Origin of the sequence: Ruminococcus sp. RTP21484sp1_RTP21281st1_A8_RTP21281_210402 (genome assembly GCF_040914025.1) — a bacterium.
GTDB classification, from domain to species: domain Bacteria; phylum Bacillota; class Clostridia; order Lachnospirales; family Lachnospiraceae; genus Blautia_A; species Blautia_A faecis.
The window spans coordinates 47791-72675 of sequence record NZ_JBCPGE010000006.1; the positions used below are offsets into that span (position 1 = coordinate 47791).

23 protein-coding genes are annotated in these 24885 nt (G+C 41.9%); 4 read left to right on the plus strand and 19 right to left on the minus strand.

What is annotated here, in order from left to right:
• Nucleotides 1–269 precede the first annotated feature (269 nt).
• On the plus strand, nt 270–2183 hold the full coding sequence (locus tag AB5170_RS04085) for an ABC-F family ATP-binding cassette domain-containing protein (protein ID WP_226837620.1): 1914 nt from the start codon (nt 270–272) through the stop codon (nt 2181–2183).
• Nucleotides 2184–2336: 153 nt separating this feature from the next.
• Here AB5170_RS04085 and AB5170_RS04090 read toward each other — a convergent pair whose 3' ends face one another.
• The 3 genes from AB5170_RS04090 to AB5170_RS04100 form a co-directional block, all read right to left on the minus strand.
• Nucleotides 2337–3542, minus strand: coding sequence for an NADP-dependent isocitrate dehydrogenase (locus tag AB5170_RS04090; RefSeq protein ID WP_226837621.1), 1206 nt, complete (start codon nt 3540–3542; stop codon nt 2337–2339).
• A gap of 54 nt (nt 3543–3596) precedes the next feature.
• On the minus strand, nt 3597–4988 hold the full coding sequence (locus AB5170_RS04095; protein ID WP_226837622.1) for a 2-isopropylmalate synthase: 1392 nt from the start codon (nt 4986–4988) through the stop codon (nt 3597–3599).
• A gap of 176 nt (nt 4989–5164) precedes the next feature.
• A complete protein-coding gene (locus tag AB5170_RS04100; RefSeq protein ID WP_173718678.1) occupies nt 5165–6001 on the minus strand; it encodes a S8 family peptidase in 837 nt (278 codons plus the stop codon).
• Nucleotides 6002–6242: 241 nt separating this feature from the next.
• On the opposite strand from AB5170_RS04100, the gene AB5170_RS04105 reads away from it, so the two are divergent.
• Together AB5170_RS04105 and AB5170_RS04110 are read left to right on the plus strand one after the other, a co-directional pair.
• Nucleotides 6243–7529, plus strand: a complete 1287-nt coding sequence (locus AB5170_RS04105; RefSeq protein ID WP_226837623.1) for a chloride channel protein — start codon at nt 6243–6245, stop codon at nt 7527–7529.
• A 184-nt stretch (nt 7530–7713) separates the two neighbouring features.
• Complete coding sequence (locus tag AB5170_RS04110) at nt 7714–9090, plus strand: NCS2 family permease (protein WP_173773234.1); 1377 nt, start codon at nt 7714–7716, stop codon at nt 9088–9090.
• Nucleotides 9091–9320: 230 nt separating this feature from the next.
• On the opposite strand, the gene eno is transcribed toward AB5170_RS04110, so the two are convergent.
• Both eno and AB5170_RS04120 read right to left on the minus strand, forming a co-directional pair.
• Nucleotides 9321–10619 (minus strand): phosphopyruvate hydratase, encoded by a 1299-nt coding sequence (gene eno / locus AB5170_RS04115; RefSeq protein WP_226837624.1) that lies wholly within the window; start codon nt 10617–10619, stop codon nt 9321–9323.
• Nucleotides 10620–10831: 212 nt separating this feature from the next.
• The gene (locus AB5170_RS04120) at nt 10832–11161 is read right to left on the minus strand and encodes a cupin domain-containing protein (protein ID WP_173715568.1); all 330 of its coding nucleotides are present in this window, start codon (nt 11159–11161) and stop codon (nt 10832–10834) included.
• Nucleotides 11162–11312: 151 nt separating this feature from the next.
• On the opposite strand from AB5170_RS04120, the gene AB5170_RS04125 reads away from it, so the two are divergent.
• A complete protein-coding gene (locus tag AB5170_RS04125; RefSeq protein ID WP_368361680.1) occupies nt 11313–11981 on the plus strand; it encodes a DUF6198 family protein in 669 nt (222 codons plus the stop codon).
• 21 nt (nt 11982–12002) lie between these two features.
• Here AB5170_RS04125 and AB5170_RS04130 read toward each other — a convergent pair whose 3' ends face one another.
• From AB5170_RS04130 to AB5170_RS04195, 14 genes are all read right to left on the minus strand, one after another.
• Nucleotides 12003–12236 carry a serine hydrolase gene (locus tag AB5170_RS04130; protein ID WP_173769111.1) on the minus strand — a complete coding sequence of 78 codons (234 nt, stop codon included), beginning with the start codon at nt 12234–12236 and terminating at the stop codon, nt 12003–12005.
• A gap of 13 nt (nt 12237–12249) precedes the next feature.
• Nucleotides 12250–13131, minus strand: a complete 882-nt coding sequence (locus AB5170_RS04135) for a serine hydrolase (protein ID WP_368361679.1) — start codon at nt 13129–13131, stop codon at nt 12250–12252.
• A gap of 254 nt (nt 13132–13385) precedes the next feature.
• Nucleotides 13386–14369 (minus strand): transglutaminase domain-containing protein, encoded by a 984-nt coding sequence (locus AB5170_RS04140; RefSeq protein ID WP_237963494.1) that lies wholly within the window; start codon nt 14367–14369, stop codon nt 13386–13388.
• A 34-nt stretch (nt 14370–14403) separates the two neighbouring features.
• Nucleotides 14404–14628, minus strand: coding sequence for an acyl carrier protein (locus AB5170_RS04145; protein WP_118578418.1), 225 nt, complete (start codon nt 14626–14628; stop codon nt 14404–14406).
• The gene (locus AB5170_RS04150; RefSeq protein ID WP_173769108.1) at nt 14612–15832 is read right to left on the minus strand and encodes an alanine racemase; all 1221 of its coding nucleotides are present in this window, start codon (nt 15830–15832) and stop codon (nt 14612–14614) included. Before AB5170_RS04150 ends, AB5170_RS04145 begins: the two co-directional genes overlap by 17 nt.
• Complete coding sequence (locus AB5170_RS04155; RefSeq protein WP_270413838.1) at nt 15833–17350, minus strand: amino acid adenylation domain-containing protein; 1518 nt, start codon at nt 17348–17350, stop codon at nt 15833–15835.
• Nucleotides 17347–18321 carry a hypothetical protein gene (locus AB5170_RS04160; protein WP_173769107.1) on the minus strand — a complete coding sequence of 325 codons (975 nt, stop codon included), beginning with the start codon at nt 18319–18321 and terminating at the stop codon, nt 17347–17349. The genes AB5170_RS04155 and AB5170_RS04160 overlap by 4 nt, the downstream gene beginning before the upstream one ends.
• The gene (locus tag AB5170_RS04165) at nt 18308–19819 is read right to left on the minus strand and encodes an MBOAT family protein (protein ID WP_368361678.1); all 1512 of its coding nucleotides are present in this window, start codon (nt 19817–19819) and stop codon (nt 18308–18310) included. The genes AB5170_RS04160 and AB5170_RS04165 overlap by 14 nt, the downstream gene beginning before the upstream one ends.
• A gap of 116 nt (nt 19820–19935) precedes the next feature.
• A complete protein-coding gene (locus AB5170_RS04170; protein ID WP_173715561.1) occupies nt 19936–20700 on the minus strand; it encodes a hypothetical protein in 765 nt (254 codons plus the stop codon).
• 38 nt (nt 20701–20738) lie between these two features.
• The gene (locus AB5170_RS04175; protein WP_173715560.1) at nt 20739–21491 is read right to left on the minus strand and encodes a transglutaminase domain-containing protein; all 753 of its coding nucleotides are present in this window, start codon (nt 21489–21491) and stop codon (nt 20739–20741) included.
• A 20-nt stretch (nt 21492–21511) separates the two neighbouring features.
• Nucleotides 21512–22150 (minus strand): hypothetical protein, encoded by a 639-nt coding sequence (locus AB5170_RS04180; RefSeq protein WP_368361677.1) that lies wholly within the window; start codon nt 22148–22150, stop codon nt 21512–21514.
• Nucleotides 22151–22201: 51 nt separating this feature from the next.
• Nucleotides 22202–23227 (minus strand): N-acetylmuramoyl-L-alanine amidase family protein, encoded by a 1026-nt coding sequence (locus AB5170_RS04185; RefSeq protein ID WP_173715558.1) that lies wholly within the window; start codon nt 23225–23227, stop codon nt 22202–22204.
• 197 nt (nt 23228–23424) lie between these two features.
• Complete coding sequence (locus AB5170_RS04190) at nt 23425–24573, minus strand: site-specific integrase (RefSeq protein WP_226818720.1); 1149 nt, start codon at nt 24571–24573, stop codon at nt 23425–23427.
• A gap of 58 nt (nt 24574–24631) precedes the next feature.
• A complete protein-coding gene (locus AB5170_RS04195; RefSeq protein ID WP_195982825.1) occupies nt 24632–24817 on the minus strand; it encodes a helix-turn-helix domain-containing protein in 186 nt (61 codons plus the stop codon).
• Nucleotides 24818–24885 lie beyond the last annotated feature (68 nt).

A 24885-nucleotide genomic window follows, 5' to 3' on the forward strand; every position in this document is an offset into this window, starting at 1 on the left:
CTCCTTGTTTCCGCTGCCTGTAATTTTCCGCTAAAAACGCATCGCGGAACATTACCTGTAATCGGCAGCCCGCGTAACACTATGTCAATTATACCGAAATGTTATTTTCTTGTCAATTAAAGTTGTGCAGAATTACAAATTTTTGCAATTTTTTTTGTGATTTGACAATTATTCTTTCAAAAAATAAATTTTTCAAGTATAATATACTATTGAACATTCTAATAATGCTGTTTCTGTGTATACAGAACCGCCTTTTTAAGGAGGAACTTATGATTTTATCATGTCAGAGCATCTGCAAATCTTTTGGGGAAAAGGTGATCCTGCAGGATGCTTCTTTTCACATAGAAGAACGGGAAAAGGCCGCTCTTATCGGCAATAACGGTGCTGGGAAAACAACTCTTCTTCGTATTATCATGGAGGAGATTTCCGCGGATTCCGGTCAGGTGGTCATTGCCAAGGATAAGAAGATCGGTTATCTGGCCCAGTACCAGGATATCCACGGTCATCACACCATTTACGAAGAACTGATGACCACCAAGCAATACATTTTGGATATGGAGGACAAAATCCGTTCTCTGGAACAGGAAATGAAATACGTAGCAGGCGACAAACTTGAGAGCCTGATGAACAGCTATACCCGCTTGACGCACCAGTTTGAGCTGGAAAACGGCTACGCTTATAAAAGTGAAATCGTAGGAGTTTTAAAAGGTCTTGGATTTGAAGAAGAAGACTACGGCAAACAGATTGAGAACCTTTCCGGAGGTCAGAAAACCCGGGTTGCACTTGGCAAGCTTCTGATCTCCAAACCGGATATTCTCCTTCTGGACGAGCCTACCAACCATCTGGATATGGAGAGCATTGCATGGCTTGAGACCTATCTTCTCAACTACCCGGGTGCTGTATTTATCGTTTCCCATGACCGTTATTTTCTGGACAAGGTAGTTACCAAGATCGTGGAGATCGAGGCTGCCCAGATGAGAATGTACGAAGGCAACTATTCCGCTTATGCCCTGAAAAAAGCGCAGCTGCGTGACGCCCAGTACAAGGCTTACCTGAACCAGCAAAGAGAGATCAAACATCAGGAGGCTGTTATCACCAAGCTCCGCTCCTTTAACCGTGAGAAATCCATTAAGCGTGCTGAGAGCCGTGTAAAAATGCTGGACAAGATCCAGCGCATTGAGAAACCAATTGAAATTGATAACCAGATGCGTATTTCCCTGGAACCACGTTTTATCAGTGGAAATGATGTACTTACTGTAGAGGGACTGTCCAAGGCATTTCCGGGACAGACTTTGTTTACAGATATTAATTTTGAAATCAAACGTGGGGAACGTGTTGCCCTGATTGGCAACAATGGTACTGGTAAGACCACAATTTTGAAGATTCTCAATGGAATTGTGGATGCTGATGCAGGACGCTTTGCCTTGGGTTCCAAGGTTCAGATCGGATACTACGATCAGGAACACCATGTTCTGCATATGGAGAAAACTATTTTCCAGGAGATTTCAGACACGTATCCGACTCTCACTGAGACTGAAATCCGCAATATGCTGGCTGCTTTTCTTTTCACAGGAGATGATGTGTTTAAGCTGATCTCCTCTCTCTCTGGTGGTGAACGCGGCCGTGTTTCCCTGGCGAAGCTGATGCTCTCAGAAGCCAACTTCCTGATACTGGATGAGCCTACCAACCATCTGGATATTGCATCCAAGGAGATTCTGGAGGAAGCACTGAACAGCTACACAGGAACTGTCCTCTACGTTTCCCATGACCGTTATTTTATTAACCAGACTGCTACCCGCATTATGGATCTGACCAACCAGGCCATTGTCAATTATATCGGTGATTATGATTACTACCTGGAAAAGAAGGATGAGATGACCCGGATTTATGCTCCTGCTCAGGAGACCGCCGCTCAGGAAGTTAAGGAAAACGTCTCTGAAACCAAACTCACCTGGCAGCAGCAGAAAGAGGAACAGGCTCTGAAGAGAAAACGGGAAAACGAGCTGAAGAAAGTGGAAGCACGGATTGAAGAACTGGAAACAAGGGATAAAGAAATTGATGAAACCATGGTTCTGCCAGATATCTGTACGAATGTGGCAGAATGCACGAAGCTCAGCCGGGAAAAAGCTGCTATAGCAGAAGAACTGGAAGGGCTTTATGAAAAATGGGAGGAGCTGGCATAAAATACCAGTAACCTGTTCTTTTGAGCCTTACATTTCATATTTATTTCAAAAACAGGAACGGATTTCGAATATAAATATCCGAAACCGTTCCTGTTTTTTTATAACAATATTAACATTTTTACTTCAAATAGCTTTTAAAAGCTGTCTGTTTTATTACATGGCCTCAAGCTTCTCTCTGATTGCAAGAATAAACTCGCGGCTGTTAAGGACTTTTACATCCTTTAAGGAAGTAATCAGTGCCAGGTCTTTGGTCATCTGTCCGCCTTCGATGGTGGAAAGGGTTGCTTTCTCCAGCTTATCTGCGAACTCTATAAGCTCCTGATTCTGATCCAGCTCACCCCTTTTTCTCAGAGCACCGGTCCAGGCGAAGATTGTTGCTACAGAGTTGGTGGAGGTCTCCTCTCCCTTCAGATGACGATAGTAATGTCTCTGTACAGTTCCGTGAGCTGCCTCATACTCATAATATCCATCTGGAGAAACCAGTACAGAAGTCATCATTGCCAGAGAACCAAATGCAGAGGAAATCATGTCACTCATAACATCTCCGTCATAGTTCTTACAGCCCCAGATAAATCCGCCTTCTGCTTTCATTACGCGGGCTACTACATCATCGATCAGACTATAGAAGAACGTAATGCCTGCTGCCTCAAATTTCTCCTTAAACTCAGCTTCATAAATATTATGGAAAATTTCTTTAAATTTGCCATCGTATGTTTTGGAAATGGTATCTTTGCCACCAAACCACAGATCCTGTTTGGTATCTAAGGCATAATTAAAGCAGCATCTTGCAAAGCTGGTAATGGATTTGTCCAGGTTATGAACACCCTGGATCACGCCTGGAGTATCAAAGTGATGGATCAGCTCCGTTCTCTCCTCGCCATCTTCTCCTTTGAATACCAGCATAGCATCTCCTGGTTTGTCAATGTACATCTCGGTATTCTTATATACATCGCCGTAAGCATGACGGGCAATGGTGATAGGTTTCTTCCAATTCTTCACACATGGCTCGATTCCCTTTACCACAATGGGAGCACGAAAAACAGTTCCATCCAGGATTGCACGAATAGTTCCGTTAGGGCTTTTGTACATTTTTTTCAGATTATACTCAGACATTCTGGCTTTATTCGGGGTAATGGTGGCACATTTAACAGCAACTCCGTATTTCTTGGTGGCTTCCGCTGCATCTATGGTTACCTGGTCATCAGTCTCATTTCTGTATTCCAGTCCAAGATCATAGTATTCTGTCTTCAGATCAATAAAAGGAAGAAGAAGCTCATCCTTGATCAACTGCCACAGAATTCTGGTCATCTCGTCCCCATCCATCTCAACAAGAGGGGTCTGCATTTGAATTTTACCCATTATTACCTCCTAGTATATGTTTTGTGGTAACTGTGAACTATGTCCACAGCAACCCTATTTTAACGTAATTCCAAGTCTCTGGCAAGTCTCTGCTACAATTGCTTCCAGTTCTGCTTCGCAAAGCACAGTAACACGGCCATCCTCATACTGCTGGTCAACCCAGGACTTGATCATCTTTACAAGCTCACTGTTCTTATCAACCTTCTGGTCACCCTTCAGTCGATAATGGCTGTCGATCCAGTGTGCGATTCCGGCAGCTCCGGAAGTATTGGAAACGGCAACCTCAACCGGGCGGTTCAGGAATTTCTCGGTATCAAATACGTTATAGATTTCCTCATTTTTCAGAAGACCGTCGGCGTGGATACCAGCTCTTGTTACATTGAAGTTCTTTCCAACGAAAGGAGTTCTTTCCGGTATGTGGTAGCCAATCTCTTTCTCATAGTACTCAGCAAGCTCTGTGATAACAGTTGTATCCATACCTCCAAGGTTTCCGCGAAGCTGTGCATATTCAAATACCATTGCCTCAAGAGGTGTATTTCCGGTACGCTCTCCGATACCAAACAAAGAAGTATTAACACCACATGCACCATACAGCCATGCTGTTGTGGAGTTGCTGACTGCCTTATAGAAGTCGTTATGTCCATGCCACTCGATCAGTTCAGAAGGAACGCCTGCATGAACCATAATACCATAAATAATACCAGGTACAGAACGAGGGATCACAGCACCAGGATAGTTAACACCGTAGCCCATGGTATCACAGCAGCGAACCTTAACCGGAATACCGTACTGCTGGCGAAGCTTCATCAGCTCAAGGCAGAATGGGATAACATAGCCATAAATATCAGCTCGTGTAATGTCTTCAAGATGGCAACGGACAGAAACACCGATTTCCAGACATTCTTTTACAATGCTTAAATAATGCTCCATCGCCTGTTTACGTGTCATTTTCATCTTATAAAAAATATGATAATCGGAACAGCTTACCAGGATACCGGTCTCTCTCATACCCATATCGCGGACAAGCTGGAAGTCCTTCTTATTTGCACGGATCCAGCTGGTAACCTCAGGGAACTCATAGCCTCTCTCCATACATTTCTCAACAGCATCACGGTCTTTCTTACTGTAAAGGAAAAATTCAGAAGCACGGATCCTTCCTTCCGGTCCGCCCAGCTTATGAAGGTAATCATAAATCCTTACGATCTGCTCAGTGCTGTATGGTGCTCTGGACTGCTGGCCATCACGGAATGTCGTGTCGGTGATCCAGATATCATCTGGCATATGATGTGGAACAACTCGGTCGTTGAATGCAATTTTCGGTACTTCAGAATATGGAAAAAGATTTCGGAATACATTGGGAGTTGCAACATCCACAAGCGGATACATATGCTCCTCTAACTGAAGCAGGTTTGTGTGGCGATTCATAGAAACACGTCTGTTTTCCATAGATATTTCCTCCTCATCTCTTGGAACTCTTGCTGTCCATTTTACTCACTTAAAGCGACTTCGTCAAGTGCTTTTATACTGTAAAGTGATAATTCTTTATCAAAGTTTGTGTATTCTTTTTCGTACATTTCTTCAAATCACTTAAGCAGAAATCCTTTTCACACAATTGGCTGCTTTTACATTTTCAGAAACTTTCTGCGGTTAAATTTCCCCCACCCTTGCAGGTTTTGAGGCAGCCCCATATCATCTGCACTATTCATCAGCATAGTTTTGATATCCGTATTGGTAAGTGCAGGATTTTTTTCCAAAGCACAAGCAATAGCACCTGTCACCAGAGGCGTAGACATAGAGGTGCCGCTTTTCACACCATAGGAATAAGGTTTTCCAGGCACGCAAGACATAATTTTATTTCCAGGTGCCACAATATCCGGCTTGCACACGCATTCTGCCGTTGGTCCTCTCCCTGAAATAGCACTGCGCCCTTCCAACAAATCGCTGGAGCCCACTGTGATCACTTTTTTGCTGCTTCCCGGAGCTGTGATACTGCCCGGCCTTGGTCCCTGGTTTCCGGCAGCTGTGACCACTACTACTCCTTCATCCCACAGCTGCTCCACACTTTCCAGAAGCCTGGCATGGTTTCTTTTTGAGTTACAGGTAGTTCCCACAGAAATATTTACCACCCGGATCCTGTACTGCTGCCTGTATTCCCGAATCCACCGAAGAGCCCGAAGCACGTCATCCTGACTTCCATTTCCATAACGGTCAAGCACTTTCAGAGCAATGATTCCGCAGCCAGGTGCTGCGCCTCTGTATTTTCCCATGGAAGCAGTGCCATCTCCTGCCACCAGCCCGGCTACATGGGTGCCATGTCCATTATCGTCATAAGGTCTCCTTTTAAAATCCAGGAAATCATAAAAAGTCCAGATCCTGCCAGTAAAATCTATATGCTCATAAATCCCGGTATCCAGAATACACACACCGATTCCTTTTCCGGTATAAAAGGATTTTTCCATTATTTTCCCCGATAAAAAGAAACTTATAATAAATTATGTTTCCATTTTCCAATCTGCTTTAAAATTATAGACAATTTTTGAAATTCTCAAAAATTTTTGTCGCTTTTTCTGAGCGTATATAGTATAATAAAAATACGCATAAATTCGTATTTATAAAAGGAATTTTCCAGTAATATCAAACAATTATTTCAGGTGACAAAATGGAGTAAGTCACAACTATACATGAGAGGACGAAAATAATATGGAAAAAGACAACAGGCAGACTCCGGAGGAAAAATTTCACTATTACTCCGGAGCTATCAGACGTGACATGGGGAACCTGCTTAAGTGGCTGCTTCTGGCAGTGGTGGTAGGATGTATAGCGGGAGCTTTTAGTACTTTGTTTTCTTTTGTGCTGAAGGCAGTAACCGGTTACCGCAAGGCACATCTGTGGACCTTTTTTCTCCTGCCCCTGTTCGGACTTTGCATCGTATTTCTTTATGAGAAATTCGGAAAAGACGATGGCGGCACGAATCAAGTCCTTTCTACAGTCCGTTCCCAGGATGATGTGCCCTGGAGATCCGGTCCGCTGATTTTTATTTCGACTGCATTGACACATCTTGCCGGTGGTTCAGCAGGACGTGAGGGTGCAGCTATTCAGCTGGGTGGCAGCATTGCCAATCTTCTTGGCAGATGGATCCATCTTGATGAGGAAGACCGTCATGTGATCGTTATGTGTGGTATGAGTGCTGCTTTCTCTGCACTATTTGGCACACCAATGGCTGCAGCTGTTTTTTCCTTGGAAGTTGTCAGTGTAGGGGTTATGTATTATACAGCTCTTATGCCCTGTATGATCGCATCTTTGATCGCATCCCATTTTGCGGCTGGTATGGGCGTTACGCCGGAAGCTTTTCACGTAGTAGATATTCCTGCACTTTCCCTGGAAACAGGGCTGAAAATGGGCGTTGTAGCCCTTGGATGTGCAGTGATCAGTATTGTCTTCTGTATTATTTTAAATGAGACAGCCAGATTCTACGGCCGGTTTTTTTCTAATAAATATGCACGGGTAGTGGCCGGTGCCGTTCTGGTTATTTTTATTACACTGATTCTTGGAACTACGGATTACATGGGAGCCGGTGCTGAGCTTATTGAGAAAGCAGTGGAGACCGGAGACACCGATTATATGGCTTTCTTCTGGAAAATGCTCCTTACCGCACTGACTATGAAGGCTGGTTTTCGCGGAGGCGAAATCGTTCCGTCTTTCTGCGTAGGCGCCACTTTCGGATGCATGGCAGGACAGCTGATAGGGCTTTCTCCCTCCCTTTGCGCAGCCTGCGGAATGGCTGCTGTTTTCTGTGGTGTGACGAACTGCCCGATTACTTCTATTCTGATTGCCTTTGAAATGTTTGGCTTTAAGGGAGTGTCCTTCTATCTGATCGCCGTTTCTATCAGCTATGCGGCTTCCGGATATTATGGACTGTATAAAGATCAGACAATTGTATATTCTAAATACAAAGCCAAATATATAAACAAACACACAAAGATGTGACAAGCCCTGAAATGATAATATTCATTTTGCAGAGATTTTTTCGAAGCTCTATCCTCTGTCAAATGTTCACTACCTGAAATTTGCAGGAATCCGCGTTGCGGGCGTGGCAAAGCAACATCCAAAACATTCCTGTAAAATATAAAAAACGGCACACAAGCTGCCGTAAAAAGAAGGGGGTACATTTATGAACCTTGAAAAACTTTTTCACCTGAAGGAAAACCACACTGACGTGAAGACCGAAATCATGGCCGGTATTACCACATTCATGACCATGGCTTACATCCTCGCTGTCAATCCCAACATCCTTTCCGCTGCCGGAATGGACCGCGGTGCAGTCTTTACTGCTACTGCACTTTCATCCTTCATTGCAACCTGCCTGATGGCACTGTTATCCAATTACCCGTTTGTCCTGGCACCCGGTATGGGACTGAATGCATACTTTGCATATACCGTAGTTCTTGGCATGGGTTATTCCTGGCAGCAGGCTCTGGTTGCTGTTTTTGTGGAAGGTATCATCTTTATCCTGCTTTCCCTTACCAATGTACGTGAAGCAATTTTTAACTCCATTCCTATGACACTGAAACACGCAGTTTCTGTTGGAATCGGTCTTTTCATCGCATTTATTGGTCTGCAGAATGCAAAAATCGTTGTAAACAATGATTCCACACTGGTAAGCATGTTCTCCTTTAAGGGCTCCATGTCAGATGGTTCTTTCAATTATCTTGGAATCACTGTTCTTCTTGCCCTGATTGGCGTACTGGTTACCGGCATTCTTCTTGTAAAGAATGTAAAAGGCGGTATCCTGTGGGGCATCCTTATTACATGGGCGCTTGGAATCCTCTGTCAGTTTGTGGGACTTTATGTTCCAAATCCAGATGCAGGTTTCTACAGTCTTCTCCCGGATTTTTCCAATGGAATTTCCGTACCGAGTATGGCTCCTACCTTTATGAAAATGGATTTCGCAGGAGTTTTCTCACTTGACTTTATCGTTATCATGTTTGCATTCTTATTTGTAGATATGTTTGATACTCTGGGAACTCTGATCGGTGTTGCTTCCAAGGCAGACATGCTGGACAAAGACGGTAAGCTTCCAAAAATCAAAGGTGCTCTTCTTTCCGATGCTGTTGGTACTACTGTAGGTGCTATGTGCGGTACTTCTACTGTTACCACATTTGTTGAGAGCGCTTCCGGTGTTGCAGAGGGCGGACGTACAGGTCTTACTTCACTTGTTTCCGCTATTTTGTTCGCACTTTCCCTGTTCCTTTCCCCGATCTTCCTGGCAATCCCTTCCTTCGCCACAGCTCCGGCTCTGATCGTGGTTGGATTCCTTATGCTGACCTCTGTTACCAAGATCGACTTTGACGACCTTACAGAAGCGATTCCGGCATTTATCGCAATCATTGCAATGCCGTTCCTGTACAGCATTTCCGAAGGTATTGCACTTGGTGTTATCTCTTATGTTATTATCAACGTCTGTACTGGAAAAGCTAAAGACAAAAAGATCAGCCCGCTTATGTATGCACTGGCTGTTATCTTTGTTCTGAAATATGTATTCCTGTAAAAACAGAATGAAATAATTGTACGATTTGCAGTAACATTATTCACGGAACATCACCTGTAAATCGCAATAAATAATCCTAAAAATTCCCCTGCCATGGAACCACGCTTTCCTGGCAGGGGAATCTTTCTATAACACTACTTAAGGGGGGGTATAAGGTAGATTACATCTGTGAAATCATCTCGTAAATCTGTCACTGTTCACTTTGCAGTTAGTAACCGCTTCGCGGAACATTAGCGTTTTACATTGAATGCGCTCATTCCAGGATATACTGCTGCATCTCCAAGCTCTTCCTCGATGCGGAGCAGCTGATTGTATTTTGCAACACGCTCTGTTCTGGACGGAGCACCGGTCTTGATCTGGCAGGTATTTAATGCTACTGCAAGGTCAGCAATCGTAGTATCCTCTGTCTCGCCTGAACGATGGGAAGAAATTGCTGTATAACCAGCCTTATGAGCCATCTTGATTGCCTCAAGAGTCTCTGATACAGATCCGATCTGGTTCAGCTTGATTAGGATGGAATTGCCGCATCCAAGAGAAATACCTTTGGAAAGTCTCTCTGTATTTGTTACAAACAGGTCATCACCTACCAGCTGCACTTTATCTCCCAGTTCTTTGGTAAGCTTCTTCCATCCTTCCCAGTCTTCCTCATCAAGCGCATCCTCGATGGAGATGATCGGATACTTGTCAACCAGCTTTTTCCAGTGGTCGATCAGCTCGTCAGATGTGTAAACAGTACCGGCCTTTGGAAGCTTGTACTCGCCAATTTTACCAGTCTTCCACTCAGAAGAAGCTGCGTCCATAGCGATCATAAAATCTTTTCCTGGCTCATAGCCTGCATTCTTAACAGCCTCAAGAATTGTCTCAATTGCTTCCTCGTCAGATTTCAGAGCTGGTGCAAAACCACCCTCATCACCAACAGATGTTGCAAGTCCTCTTGATTTCAGAATAGCTGCAAGAGCATGGAAAACTTCTGCACACCATCTTAAGCACTCTTTGAAGCTTGGTGCTCCAACTGGCATGATCATGAACTCCTGCACATCAAGTCCTGAGGAAAGTGCATGGCAGCCGCCGTTTACAATGTTCATCATCGGTACTGGCATACGGTTTCCGGAAATACCACCGAGGAAACGATAAAGCGGGATATCAAGGGATGTTGCAGCTGCACGGCAGCATGCGATGGAAACAGCCAGGATTGCATTTGCACCAAAGTTTGATTTGTCCTTGGTTCCGTCAGCTTTGATCATCGCCTTGTCAATTGCATAAATATCGGATGCATCCATTCCTGAGATTGTGTCGTTGATGGATGTATTAATGTTCTCTACAGCCTTTGTAACACCTTTTCCAAGGTATCTGTTCTTATCATTATCTCTAAGCTCCAGAGCCTCAAATTCGCCTGTAGAAGCGCCGCTGGGAGCAGCTCCTCTGCCGATGGTTCCATCTACCAGATAAACCTCTGCTTCTACTGTAGGATTTCCTCTGGAATCCATAATTTCTCTTCCAATGACTTTCTCAATTTCTAAGTAATCCATGGTATGTATACTCCTTTCATTTTCAAAGGAACTCCTTTTATTATGCCAGCGGTCTTTCTGCCATAATAAAGGAGTCCAAATGATTTACACCGTTAGGTTAGCTATTCCTAACTATGTTGATTAGTATACACTAACCATCATGGGATTGCAAGAAGATTACATGATAATATTTTTCAGTAGTTGTCTGTTCTAAAGCGTATTTGAAAAATACTCTAGAAAATTACCACAAGAAGCATTTTAAATTTCTCTTTTCCCATAACTGCGTGAGGATGCTTCGCAGGCATTACAATAGACTCACCTTCATATAATTCGTACTTCACACCATCAATAGTGATTTCCCCCACACCATCCAGACAGGTAACAAATGCATCTCCGCCAGACTCATGTGTACTGATCTCCTCCCCTTTATCAAATGAGAAAAGGGTAACACTCACTGCCGCATTCTGTGCAAGTGTGCGGCTCACAACCTGTCCCTCCTGGTAAGCTACCTGGTCTTTTAATACCAGCACTTCTGCTTTACTTATATTTTTCATCTTATCCATGATAAAAAGCCTCCTGCTATAACTGTTTTTCGTAACTATACTATAAATTTTCGTGATATTCAGTTGTTATAACAACAAATCTGTTTTTTATTGCATTTTTTCACATCCGTAGTATAATATGCAGGAATCAACATGACAGGAGGCTTTTCACTTGAATACACAAACTACACAAAAATCTCTCCCAATCTACCGGGGAGAGCTTGCACTTCTTCTTGCTGTTGCCATCAACAGCTTCGGCGTTGTCCTTATGCTCTATTCCGGGACAGGAATTTCCGCTATTTCCAGTGTTTCCTACGCTTTTTCCTGCGTCTTTCCGAAGATAAGCCTTGGAACATGGACCTACATATTTCAGGGACTTCTGGTACTGGCGCTGATGATCCTGCGGAAAAAATTCGTAGTCCAGTATCTATTCAGCTTCGTAGTAGGATTCGTTTTCGGGGAGCTGCTTGATGTACATGAATTATGGATAAATGTTCTTCCTACAGCAATTGGCTGGAGAATTTTCTATTTTATTGCAAGCTACATTTTGATCTGTATTGGAATCGCTATTTCCAACCGCTGCAAAATGCCTATTGTCCCTACTGACCTTTTCCCAAGGGAGCTGTCCCAGATCACTTCTGTGGCATATCCAAAAATCAAGATCAGCTTCGATGTAATCTGCCTGATTGTCACTGCTGCCCTCACCGGATTCGGTCTCGGACATATCAAAGGACTTGGAATTGGTACCGTTGTAGCCGCCTTTACCATGGGAAAAGGCGTCGGAATCGCAGGGAACTGGTTGGATAAACATATGGACTTTACCTCGTTTCTTGCGAAATAGCAGGATTTTATACATACTAATTTAATTCAGGCGCTCATATACCATACCGGATATTTCCTTTATCCCATTAATTCCTGTATATTCGCCAGCTTGTGCAAACACAACAATCACATAATCTGTCTTTTTTCCATATACAATCGCCGCATCATGCTGATAGCTGTCTGTCTCCCCGGTCTTATTTCCAGACTTAACGCCTGAGGGGAGACCTGCAGGAATTTTATACCGCCTTTCCTGCGCCAGCAGAAGATTTAGCATCTGGTTCGAATACTTACGCGAAACTGCCCTGTCCTACAGTCCGAACCAACTCATTGTAGCTCTCATTGTCACTGATTGTTATCATGCTGTCCAAAAGACCGTTCACATAGCTGTTAAGACTGATTTTTTTCTCTGCAGCACCGGCATAAACAGCCTCCATCACAAAGAGCTTGATCACACTTGCCGGATACATGCTTGTCTCATTGATGGAAAGGACATCGCCTGTTTTTAAATCTTTCACATAAACAGACCAGTTCCCACTGTATCCTTTCAGTTTTTCATTTATTTTTATTCTCAGTTTTCTTAACTTTACCTCTTCCTTCGCGCATTTTTTCCCTTCTGCATCTACATACAAGGTGCAGGAAATCTTGCGGTTTGCGGCAATTGTGCCATGCTCCGTCAGATAATAACCTTTGTACCAGCGGTTTGTATGCAATTTTCCATTTTTGTTCAGGGCGAGCTTCTTTCCCTTAAACACAATCCAACCAGCCGTCTGTTTCAGCCGTCCGGCTGTTTCCCCAAAATAATAGGAGCCTTTAAAGCGTGTAGTCCCAATTTTCGTATCAAGATCATGAAATTTTTTCCTTTTGTCTATTCGTCCATCTGTCCAAAAATAATAATAACCACTGGCAAGTCCCACATTGGATGGAATTGAAAGATATGCGATTCTTTCCGTCCCTTTCTTATTCTTCATCTGAATGGATGTAGACTGAAGATACCATTGATCTTTCTTTTTTACAAGTTTAGCCTTGTACTCGTTATTTACTTTTACTGTCCAGCTGTTCTTTGTGGCAGCCTCTGTCTGTAATGTTGATGAGATAATAAGAAGTCCACATAAAAAAGCAATTCGCACAACCCAGACTTTCCATTTATGTATTACCATTCTCTTTCCCATTTTTCTTTTTCCCTATAACTTCAATGCAAAACAATTAATGCAGAAAGTAATTTTCGCGTCTGCACACCCCAATTTATTAACAAATTTGTCTGAACGCTCTCATCAAGTTGCAGCCTAATGAATTTTTGTATACGCAAAGAGCGGAAAAGAAATAATGCATATCTTCTCTTCCGCTCTACATGATGTCAGATATTTAATTATTCAAAGCCCTCTTCAAAATGCTTCACATTTCGCCGATGTGACGTATCCGTCAATTATGACGCAAATCTCACAATGCTCTTAATCTGATGATTGATGTCGTAGCTGCCGCTTCCGTATACACCTCTGTACCATCCTGCAAACTGTGCCTCCGGATCATAGTAGCATCCGTCAATAATGACCCAGCCATGACTGGTAAGGCCATCTGCTGCACCATCTCTGGTACCGGATACACGTCCAAGAACTACATAAGGATTATAGCCAATCTCTCTTGCCATTGCAGCAAAGGTGCAGGCAAAGCCATAACAGTCACCGCCACCTGAAACCAGCATATTGTATGCTACCTCTCGCTGCCAGCCTTTTTTATTAAAGTCTGGCCAGTAGCCGGAATAGTAGAAATTACTGCTGCTGGTAAGATAACACCAGCAGGCATACAGCTTCTGGGATTTACTCATCCCCGGATTGGTGATCCTGGAAATAACATTCATAAGCTCTATTTTCAGTTTTGCATTTACATCGTTATCTGCATATCCCTTGCGGTTAAAGGTAACATTGGAAACTGTTTTATTCTTGGTAAGACGACCTTTTACATCGCCCCGATAAAGACGGTTTCCAAGTTTAAAGAATCCAACATATGCATGACCCTTTGTGTCTACATAATAGGATGTCTTTCCTACTTTTACAATTTTGGCCTTAGTGGGACGAATCAGTTTGCCTTCCAGATTAAATACATATATGTATTTACCAATTCTTTTCCCACCTGTAACCGCCTTTCCGTTCGCGTCAAAATAGTAACGGTTTTTGTGAATGGTTTTCCATTTATTTTTCAGTTTATTACCCTTTTTGTCGTAATAAACATATTTCTTTCCTTCTTTTACAAGACCTTTCTTTCTAGCCGGTGCTGCCGTAGGCTGAACCGGAACTGCAGTCACAGTTGGAGCTGCAGTCACCTCTGGGGTAATTTCAGAAGCCTGGGCAGGTACGCATACAGCCATAATACTGATTGCTATAACTGCCAGAAATTTGCTTATCTTTCGCATACTCTTTCTCTCCCAATAAATCAGTCTCTTGTAATCAGCCCTTCAGACGGCAAACCATCTCCCAAAGAGCAGCTGCTGAGTTAAAGTTCTCCGGTACGATATCAGCCGGTGTAATGGTGATATCAAATTCGTCCTGAAGCTCGCTGACAATAGATAAAATTGCGAAGGAATCAAGAATTCCATCATCGATCAGTGTCTCACAGGTTTCATAATCCGCATCTGGCTGGATTTCCTCAAGAATTTCAATTAATTTGTCCATTTTTCATTTCCTCTCTTTCCGAATTAAATTCATCTGTGTGTAATGCCTCCCGAACCAAAGTAAGACATCCCTTATGCCAGAAATAAATTCTTGGCATCGGTCTGCTCAGGAATAAATAAATTCCCTCTGTCACGGAATATGCACCTACACGTTCAAATATGAGCATATCACTAATCTGTGGTTTTTTCAATGGAAAAAGCTTTACGATCACATCACTTACAGTGCAAAGCGAACCGCATAAATTCCACTGTTCCTCATCACCCTCTGTGCGTATATTTCCCGTATGATCGGTCTGTATGCAATGAGGCAGCTTCATAGCCATCGCCTGGCCATAATAATTCAGATGATTAATACCGCCATCCACAATAGCATAATTCTGACCATGATTCACCTTCATATCCACGATAGAGGTAATATAATAACCACACAGATAGGTAAGATACCGTCCCATCTCCAGTATTACATTTCCTCCAAAGGTAAGATTATCCAGAAGCCTTCCAAAGCCACCCAGAAGCTCCTCAACAGACTCTTCCTTATCCTTCACAAAATAAGGCGCAAACAATCCCGGTCCGTACTCAAGCTCCTCTGCCTGATATCCATAATCTTTCTTAAGCTCGTTCAGAAAGGCATCCAGACTTTGAAGCTCCTTTTCCATCTGTGAAAGATTTTTCTTCTGAGTACCTGAATAGAACTGAAGTCCCAAAATGTGAAGTGCAGTATACTCCTGGCGCCTGGAAATAATCTTGCGAATATCTTCTTCATCCACGCCAAACTGATTGCCACTGGTCACACGGATCAACACATCAATCGTCAGCCCCAGTTCTCCCGCTATCCTCTGCAAATTCTTCAGATGCTCCAGAGATTCTACTGTATATACTCCCTTTCCACCGTATGTTTCAAGTACATATCGAATATCAGAAGGATTTTTATATACACCTGAAAGCACGATCTTTTCCATTGGAACAGAGACACGCTCACAAATGCGAAATTCTCCAGGAGAGCATACTTCGAAAAGATCTACATGCTTCATCATTGGTCTTGTAAGAAAAGGATTGGCCTTCATGGCATAGCAGACTCTCGCTTTACCTGCAAGCAACTCCTTAATCTTATTTACATGTACAGCCAAAGCATCCAGATCAAATACATAGGAAGGCGTAGGATTCTTATCTTCTATAAATTTCTGCAAAAAATTATAATCCGCCATTTATCTTCCCTCCTGATATCTGGCTGTCAGCTCTTTCCTGTCAATCTTGCCATTCTTTGTAAGAGGCATAGCATCCACTTGGACAAATACATTCGGCACCATAAAGTTTGGTACATATTTCACAAGGGAACGTGACAGCTGCTTACGATCGATATCACCCTCATAAAAAGCAACGATTTTATTTTTTGCCTGATCGTAAATACACAGACTTCTTCGAATCTCAGGAAGTTTATCCATTGCTGTCTCAATCTCACCAAGCTCAATTCTATGTCCCATATGCTTAATCTGGAAGTCCTTACGTGTAGCGAAGCAAAGCTCCCCGTTTTCATTGTAGAAAGCAAGGTCTCCTGTACGGTAAATAGGCTCCAGATATCTGTCATTCAAAGGGTTCTGAACAAATGCCTTCTTTGTCTGTTCAGGATTTCTATAATAGCCAAGTGCAAGCGCACTACCTGCCACACAAATCTCACCGTTTATCCTCTTTTCTGTAACCAGATGATCTTCTTCATCCAGAAGGAAGACTTTTTCGTTAGGAAAGGCTTTCCCCATTGGAAGCACATCTCCCGGTTCAAAGTCTCTGTCAACAATATAATATGTACAATTACAGGTAATCTCTGTAGGACCATAAATATTTACAAACATAGTATCTGGAAGATATTTTCTCCAGATATTAAGATGCTTAATAGGCATAACCTCTCCAGAGAACAAAACCTTTTTAATCTTGTCTGGCACCTTATAGGTAAAACCATTCAGGGTACTGATAATGCACATAGCAGACACAGCCCATACGATCGTGGTAACCTCTCTCTCAACCAGAAAATCAAGAAGATTCTTAGGAATAGAAAAATACTGTTTGGGAATGATCTGCACAGTGGCCCCGGTTTTCAGGCCTGAATAAATATCCTTTACAGAAACATCAAAGTCCCATGGTGCCTGATTTCCCATTACATCTTCGCCTGTAATATGAAACAGCTCTGTAAAACAGTCAATAAAATCAATTACAGAACGATGCCCCACAACAACACCCTTTGGAACTCCTGTGGATCCCGATGTAAAAATGCCGTAAAGCGGATCTGTATCTAATGCCTGATCTCGAATACTCTTCAGAACAAAACTGTCTTCTGGTGTTTTTTCCAGTTCCTCAGTAAGAAGAATTGTTCCCTTAAATTCCAGCTTTTCCAGATCCTTCTGGTACTTACTGGAAGTAACAATCACATTACTGTCAAGAATATCCAGAATCTGCGAAATTCTTGCAGCCGGCTGCTTAGTATCAAGAAGCACATAGAAACATCCAGCATAAACAGCCCCCATAAACATACCTATGGTATCCACACTTTTTTCCATAAAAACCGGCACCGGATTTCTCGGAGCAAAATGTTCTGCAAGGGCAGTCCCAACTCTTCTTGCCCGGAGGCGTAATTCCTCAAATGTACATGTAGCGTCAAGATCTGCAAATGCTGTTTTGTCCGGATATCTGGAAGCAGAACTTTCAAGATATTCCAAAATACTTGTTATCATACACCCTCTCCTTTCAGAATATTAGCCAGAACCTTAGAATACTCCTTTGCAGCATTTCCATTCATATGACCATCAAAATCCGTATAGTCTGAAAGATCATGGGAAAATGCTTTAAAATACTGGGTATTAAAGTTCAGATATGTTACTTCATGCTCATCAAAATACTGTCCAAAGTATTTCCATGCAGCATTATAGTTATCGCTATATGCCTGTAAGGTATTAATAGGAATCGGCGTAGTTACTGCGACAAACTGGATATCATTTTCCCTGCAAAAATCGATCAGCCGTCCAAGATATTCCATATTCTGAGGGTTTACCTGTTCCTCCTCAAAGAGCTTCAAATCCTTCATTTTCAGCTTGGTAGTATCCACCGGATACCTCTCGATAAGACCGCTTTCGTGGTACTCCTGGGTATCACTTTTCAGATGGGCAATATCGTAATCCTTATTCCATTTCTGAGTGAAGGTTTCTTTCACCTTGCTAAGCTCATATCCAAGAGAATACTCATACCAGGGAAACAAAACAGTGCGGAAATTGCATTTTGCAATAGAATTCCAGAAGTATTCAACCTTAGCTTTTGAAAATGGAAACTCATGATAAAATAATAGATAGTTATTTCCCTCTTCTTTCTCAGAAACAAAATATCCCGGATCTACCTCATAAATGATTCTTGCAGGCTTCTGTTTCTCTGCAATCAGTCTGGCAATATAATAGGCATCAATTCCATATTCTCCCCCTACACATACATTATGACCGCTTCTGCCTGTGATTTCCTCCATCACAGCCGGATCGATATCTGTCATTCCATGGGATGTTCCAAGAATAATGTCATCATATTGGTTACTTACCACTGCATGAATGTCATTTCTCATAAAGGTACAAGGATAAAGAGCCATATCCAATCCAGCAAGAAGCGTCACACACACAGCAACCACTACTATTGTTTTTATAATTTTCTTAAAATTGTGCATAAATAAAACCTCTCGCTACTGCTGTGGAACCGAACAAACCTATGGATATCAGCATGCAAAAATAAATGGCAACTGTAACAGGAAGAGGAAGCCTGGCAAGAGATTCCCGAATCTTCACGCCACGTTCTTGAAGGAGACTTATCACAAATAATATTACACAGCCAACAGCTATAATCACAAGAGCATATGGAGTAAAAGAAGTCCCCTGTTTACCTGCCGGAATCAAAAGCAGCTGGGCCGGAGCAAATTGTGTGATAGACTGCTTCATCATATGAAATGCCTGTCTAACGCTGTCTGCCCTATCAAAGTACATACTGATCACAACCAATACAAAAGTACGGATTACAGTGAACAGATAATACCAGGTTTCCTTACCGGAAATGTGAAGCTTCTTTTTCCATTTACGGTAATTCTCTGCCATAAGTCCGCTGAAGGCAATAATAATACCATTATACATACCGTATACAATATATTTCCACGCAGCGCCATGCCATACGCCTACAACGAAGAATACGATCAGATTGGCCACGCAGATAGGAAGGGTGCGGCCAATTTTCTTGCCAAACACCTTTTTGCCCCATTTTCCAAATTTACCCATCCAGCCGGATAAGGTCACCGGGTAAAAAACATAATCCTTCATCCAGGTTCCAAGAGTGATATGCCAGCGATGCCAGAAATCCGTGATAGATACAGCAAAAAATGGGCGCTTGAAGTTTTCATCCAGTTCAATTCCAAACATAGAGGCAATACCGATCACAACATCCATTCCTCCAGAGAAATCTGCGTAAAGCTGGATCGTATAAAACAAAACTCCAAGAAGTGCCACCCCGTTATACTTTGCCGGATCTTCAAAAATAGCATCTGCAAAAGCAGCGGCCCAGTCCGCAAGGATCATTTTCTTAAAAAAGCCCCAGAGAATCCGCTCAAAACCTCTGATTATATTATTTCCCTCAAACCTGTGTTCAGCATAAAGCTGATCTGCCAGGCGGCTATATCTGCCGATAGGTCCCTGCAGAATCTGAGGGAAAAAGGATACGAACAATGCGTATTTCAACGGGTGTCTCTCTGCCTTGCATCTTTTCCAGTATACATCAAGAAGATAGCCTGAGGACTGGAATGTATAGAAGGAAATTCCAAGGGGAAGCAATAGCTGTATCCCTCTCAGATTCAAATGCAGCAATGCATTGATATTTTCTACTGCAAAGTTGGTGTACTTGACGATTCCAAGCATACCAAAGTTAAGAATCAGACCAAGAATCAGAAGTTTCCTGGCACCCTTATGGTTTTCTTTTCCTTCTGCTTTTTCAATAAGAAGAGCCATCAGCCAAGTGACAAGTGTGGAAAAAAGAATGAAGACAACATAACGTGGACCACCTGCTATGTAATAGAGATAACTGAAAATAAGAAGAACGATCCACTGAGATTTACGGGGCACTATATAGTAAATCAATATACTTGCCGCCACAAAAAGTAAAAACAGGTTAGATACTAACGACATATTTTTCTCCTAAATCGGACAAGAGCTCCCCACTGCTTTTCTCAGTGCAAGAGCCCTGTCCTGTATTAATTCTTCTAGATATCTGTCCATTACGACAGACACTGCTTTGCCCCAAATCAGCCTAAGAGACCATTATCAAGACATCCATCGCCACCATCTTCACCACCACTGTAGTCATCACCGCCGCTATAATCTTCTCCACTATAATCGTAAGAATAATCATTGCTGTCATAGGATTCAGCCGGCTGGGAAGCTGCTGCCTGTGCCGCTGCTGCATCTGCTGCAGCTTGATCTGCAATTGCTTTCTCAGTATCGTAGGTAGTCTTCTTTTCTTTTGTGCTTTTCAGCTTATAAGTACCATACACGATTCCGTCCTTCTCACGTATCGTAAGTGTTCGAAGATCTTCCAGAACGATTCCGTGAACATCTGCTGATGTTCCATCCTCAAAGGTAATACGCATATCGTATGTAGGAGCTTTATCCTCTGCGGTTTCGTCTGTATTCTCTTCTGCATTCTCTTCAGTTTCCTTAGAAAAATAAATTCTCTTTTTTTCTTTTAATTCAAAGGAATCATCCTCTTCCATCATATTTTCAGTAAATTCTGTCTCATCAGCAGTCTTGATCGCAAGTCCGATAATCTTCTTAGAGGTAGCATTTCTCAGTTTAAATGCTATACAACCATCCTTCTTCTCACCAACTGTCTTTAAATTTTCTTTCTTCTTAGCAGTAGTATCTTTATCTTCTGCTTCCGTTTCCTCTGTTTCTTCTTCCTCATCAGAATCCGCAGCAGCTGCATCCGTACTCTCAGCTGCAAAACAGCTTACCGAGGATGGTACAGCCAATACTCCCACTAATAATGCCATTAATAGTTTTTTCTTCATTCAAAACATCTCCTTAATCCTATTATTTTAACTTGTAGTTAACAAGAAATTCGTTTTACTTTCTTAAGATTGTATTTATAAAGTCCAAAACCTTTACCCAACATTTTATAAGTAAACTTATATCCACTATGATGTTTTACATTACTATTCCGATATGTATATGCAAAGTTTGGATCATACGCATAAACTGTTTTGCCTATTTTAATTTCACACCAACCATGAGCGCCATTCTTACCATTTGCCTGCGGAACAGTTCCTTTTACCATCTTTACATTTTTATAGCCTTTTACCTTCGCCATCATACAGAAGGTTGCAGCCATAACATAGCAGTCGCCTTTACCATTTTTAAATCCGTAGGTTGCATAATATTCAACCTGATTCTGTCCTTTTTTCGGCTTTCCTACGCTTCCCCAGTATTTAATCTTGGTGGAGCTCCACTTGAAAGCTTTCTTAAGGTCTCCCCCACACTTATCAAGGCGTGCACCAGCCAGTCCCTCTGCTGTGGATACTAAAGTAGCAACACCTTTTTTGTCGATGCGGTAATACTTCTTTTTGACTTTATAACCATATTTATTCTTAACCAGCTTGCCGTTTTTATAGCAATAGGTTTTACCCTCATTTACAAACAGTCCATTCTTCGGAGGCTGAGCCGGAGTTGGAGTAGGAGTAACTACCTCAGTTGTCTGTGCTGGTGTTATGTTGGTTTCGCCCTCTGCAAATACAGGGGTAACCATTGTAAGTGTCATAGTAAGGGACAGCACTGCTGCCATTGTTTTAGTAAACTTTCTCATACTTATTCTCTCCTGATATTTTATCGTGCCTGAACACCATATACGATTTCTCCGCCAGTTGTCTTCTTTCCAAGCTGTACTAAAATGTTAGCATAGGTTAATTTAAGATCTTTACTGATACCTGTCATACAGCTGGAAAGTGTTTTGGTCTTGGAAGGTCTGCCAAGAAGCTTACGAAGGACTGCTCCATCTGCCATGTACTTGCTTGCCGCCTTCAGCTGGTTACTTTTCTTTGCGACACGGACACCCTTCTTGTCAAAGTAGTAAGGAGTACCCTTAGCATCTGCATATACGCCTTTTTTCACTTTAAAGCCATTTCTGTCAAATCCGTAGTATTTCTTTCCAATCTTTTTTACTACAATATTCTTCTTACAGCCAGATACCTTCGGGGCAGCGTAAGCAACGCCATTCTTACCAAAATACTGCTTTTTGTCTGGACTCCAGCAATTCTTCTGCATCACACCATTCTTATAAAAATAAGTCCTGGAGCCTTTCTTAACGATACCATCCAGAAGTGCTGGTGTAGGAGTAGCAACCGGAGTTTCAACAGCAGATGTCACATTATTACTGCTGTCTACAGCCTCGGCATTTACAATTACCGGTATCTGGAGCATAAATGCACACATGGCTGGAAGAAGTAATTTTTTCCATTTTCTCATTTCTTGATTCTCCTTTTATAAATATTATATTTTTAAAGCAGACAGACTGCCTTAAAACTTCACCTTTGATCGCACTGAATAAGCGAAATGTGTAGAAGCACCAAACAGTGGTCCCATGTTATCATAATATAATCCGTCGATCATTACGAATCCATGGTCTCCTGTAGTGGCGATCACATAAGGCTCATAGCCCAATACCCTGGCACATGCTGCTACTGCACTTGCAATTCCATAACAGCTTCCGGCAAGATTATTATCGAACATATAGATTGCCGACTGATATGGCCAGGTCTGAGTCTTAAACTCTGCATCTGTAGGATTGATCCATGGTTTAAAATCAGTATATCCCATCAAATAGTTAAAACAGATTCTAAACTTCTGACTATTGGACATATTAGGGGAGGTATGCTTTTCAACAAATTTTTTCGCCTTACGCATACATTCTGCTTTCAGAGAAGAAACCCTTATTGCAACACCATCTGAATTGATCTCGTACTCTTTGCCTTTAATCTTATAGCTTATTTTATTCCTGATCAAAACACCCTTGGAATTAAAATAGTATTTCTTATTATGGATAGTCTTCAGACCGGTTACACGATAACCCTTTTTGCCTATATAGTATTTCCGTCCTTTTACTGTCAACCATCTGCCAGCTGGTACAGGCGTACCATTCTTACGTATATAGTAAAACTGTCCATTATCCTTTACCCATCGTTTCGAGGCAAGGACACCGTTAGATAAATAATAGCGTTTCTTCTGCTTAAAGGTCTGCCATCCGGAATAACGAATACCACCTTTCTGAAGATAATATTTCTTACCCTGGATCGTAACCCATCCAGACTGCTGAAGGAAACTACCATCCTCCTGCCTCCACTGGTATCCCTTTTCCACAGATACCCAGCCAGGTTTCGGCTCGGGCTGAGCACTTTCATTCTCATCTCTTATCTCGGCTCCGGTCTCCTGGGAAACAGTTCCTGTCAGATTATCCACTGCAGGCTCTGCATATACCAGCTGTAAGGGCTCAATAGCAAGTGCAGCTGTTATTAACAAAATCAGCACACGACCTCTCTTCTTCATATAATTCTCCCCTTCCACTTGATACCTCATTATATCGCATTACTTTATTTAATTGTAAAAGCAGTTTTCCATATTATAACAAAATCGAGTATAATTTTCCACTTTTAGAGCGTAGAATGTATAAAATTAACTTTTTCTTAAAGATTGACTTTAGAAATCCAGTAAAATCAAGGGTTTTCAGACTATAGTTTTTTTTACTACACCACTTTTACACCATTTTGATTTTCCATCTTTTTCATCTCATCAAATAAAGTCTCATCTGAGACATGACAGTACAAATCCATTGTCATCTGCAATGAGCTGTGACCTAATATTTTTTGAAGCGTTTTAGGGCTCATTCCATTCTCTATAGCCCTTGTTGCGAAAGTATGTCTGAACGCATGCGGAGTGAATTTCTTTATACGAATTCCATCAGCTTCCATTTTATTGAGTATCTCATTTATTGCGTCAATTGCTGCCACCTCCTGAAAAGGTTTACCACTGCTTGTAGGAAACACCAGGTCTTTAAAATCCCAACATTTGCGTTTTTTAATTCTAGTTTCATTCAATAGCTTTTGATGTATAAGTGCATCAATACACGCATTTGTAAGCGGAATTAACCGTTTTCCATTGAATGTTTTTGGCTCGTGCTCTTCGAAATAATACCCGTTCTCCCCATGTATATGACACATTGTTCTTCTCACATGTAGCGCTCGTCTTTCAAAATCTATATCGCTCCAGTACAGTCCTCTAAGCTCTCCGATTCGCATTCCGGTCTCAAGTGCCACAACGAATATATTGTAGAATCTGTGATCTTTAGCATATGTAAGGAACAATTTAGTCTCTTCGATTCCTAGCACTCGACGCTCTTTCGATACTTCTTTACCGATTTTAGTTATGAGGTCTTTCGCAAAATTTTGTGGTACCAGACCGTTTCTTTTCGCTTCGGCAAATAGCCCATTCAATACTACTTTGACCCTCGTTCTTTGCTGATTGCTTTTTAATTTGTTCAATTCCGCTTGAAGCATCACAGGATTTAACTTCTGTATTTTTTCACGACCTATCCCTTCTTTTATAGATTTATATGCTATCTCATAGGCGCTTAATGTTGTATTTCTACAATTTCCTTTACATGTAGTTATCCAAACCTTATACCACTCGTCTAATGTCATGTTACTTTTTACCAGATTTACTCCGTTGTCATCAGCAGTCTGAGCTTTTCGCATTTGGGTTCTGAGATTGTTTAGGTTCTTATCATATAAAGTTTCCCTTTTTCCAAAGCGATTTGTGAATCTGGCTTGGTATAAGCCGTCTTGTCTTTGAGTGATGCCAACACCCAGTTCTTTTCCTTTTATCGATTTTCCCATATAAACTCCTTTCTGCAATGGGGAAAATCCAAATTGAACTTACCCCAAATATATCATTTTAAAAGATATTTCGCAATAACCAGGCGTCGACTTTATCCCTGTGAGCATATAATCGGTTCCCTATTCGAATAGTAAAACCATTATCGGGGTTATGTAACAACTCTCTCGCTTTGGTTTCTCCTATACTTAAATAAGTGCACAAATCTTTCACAGTGAGCAGTTTCTTTTCTTTTTTATTTTCCATTTTGACTACCTCCATTCTAGTCTTGATAGTACCAACGGAGACTGTCACCTGCGTACTGAAAAAAAATA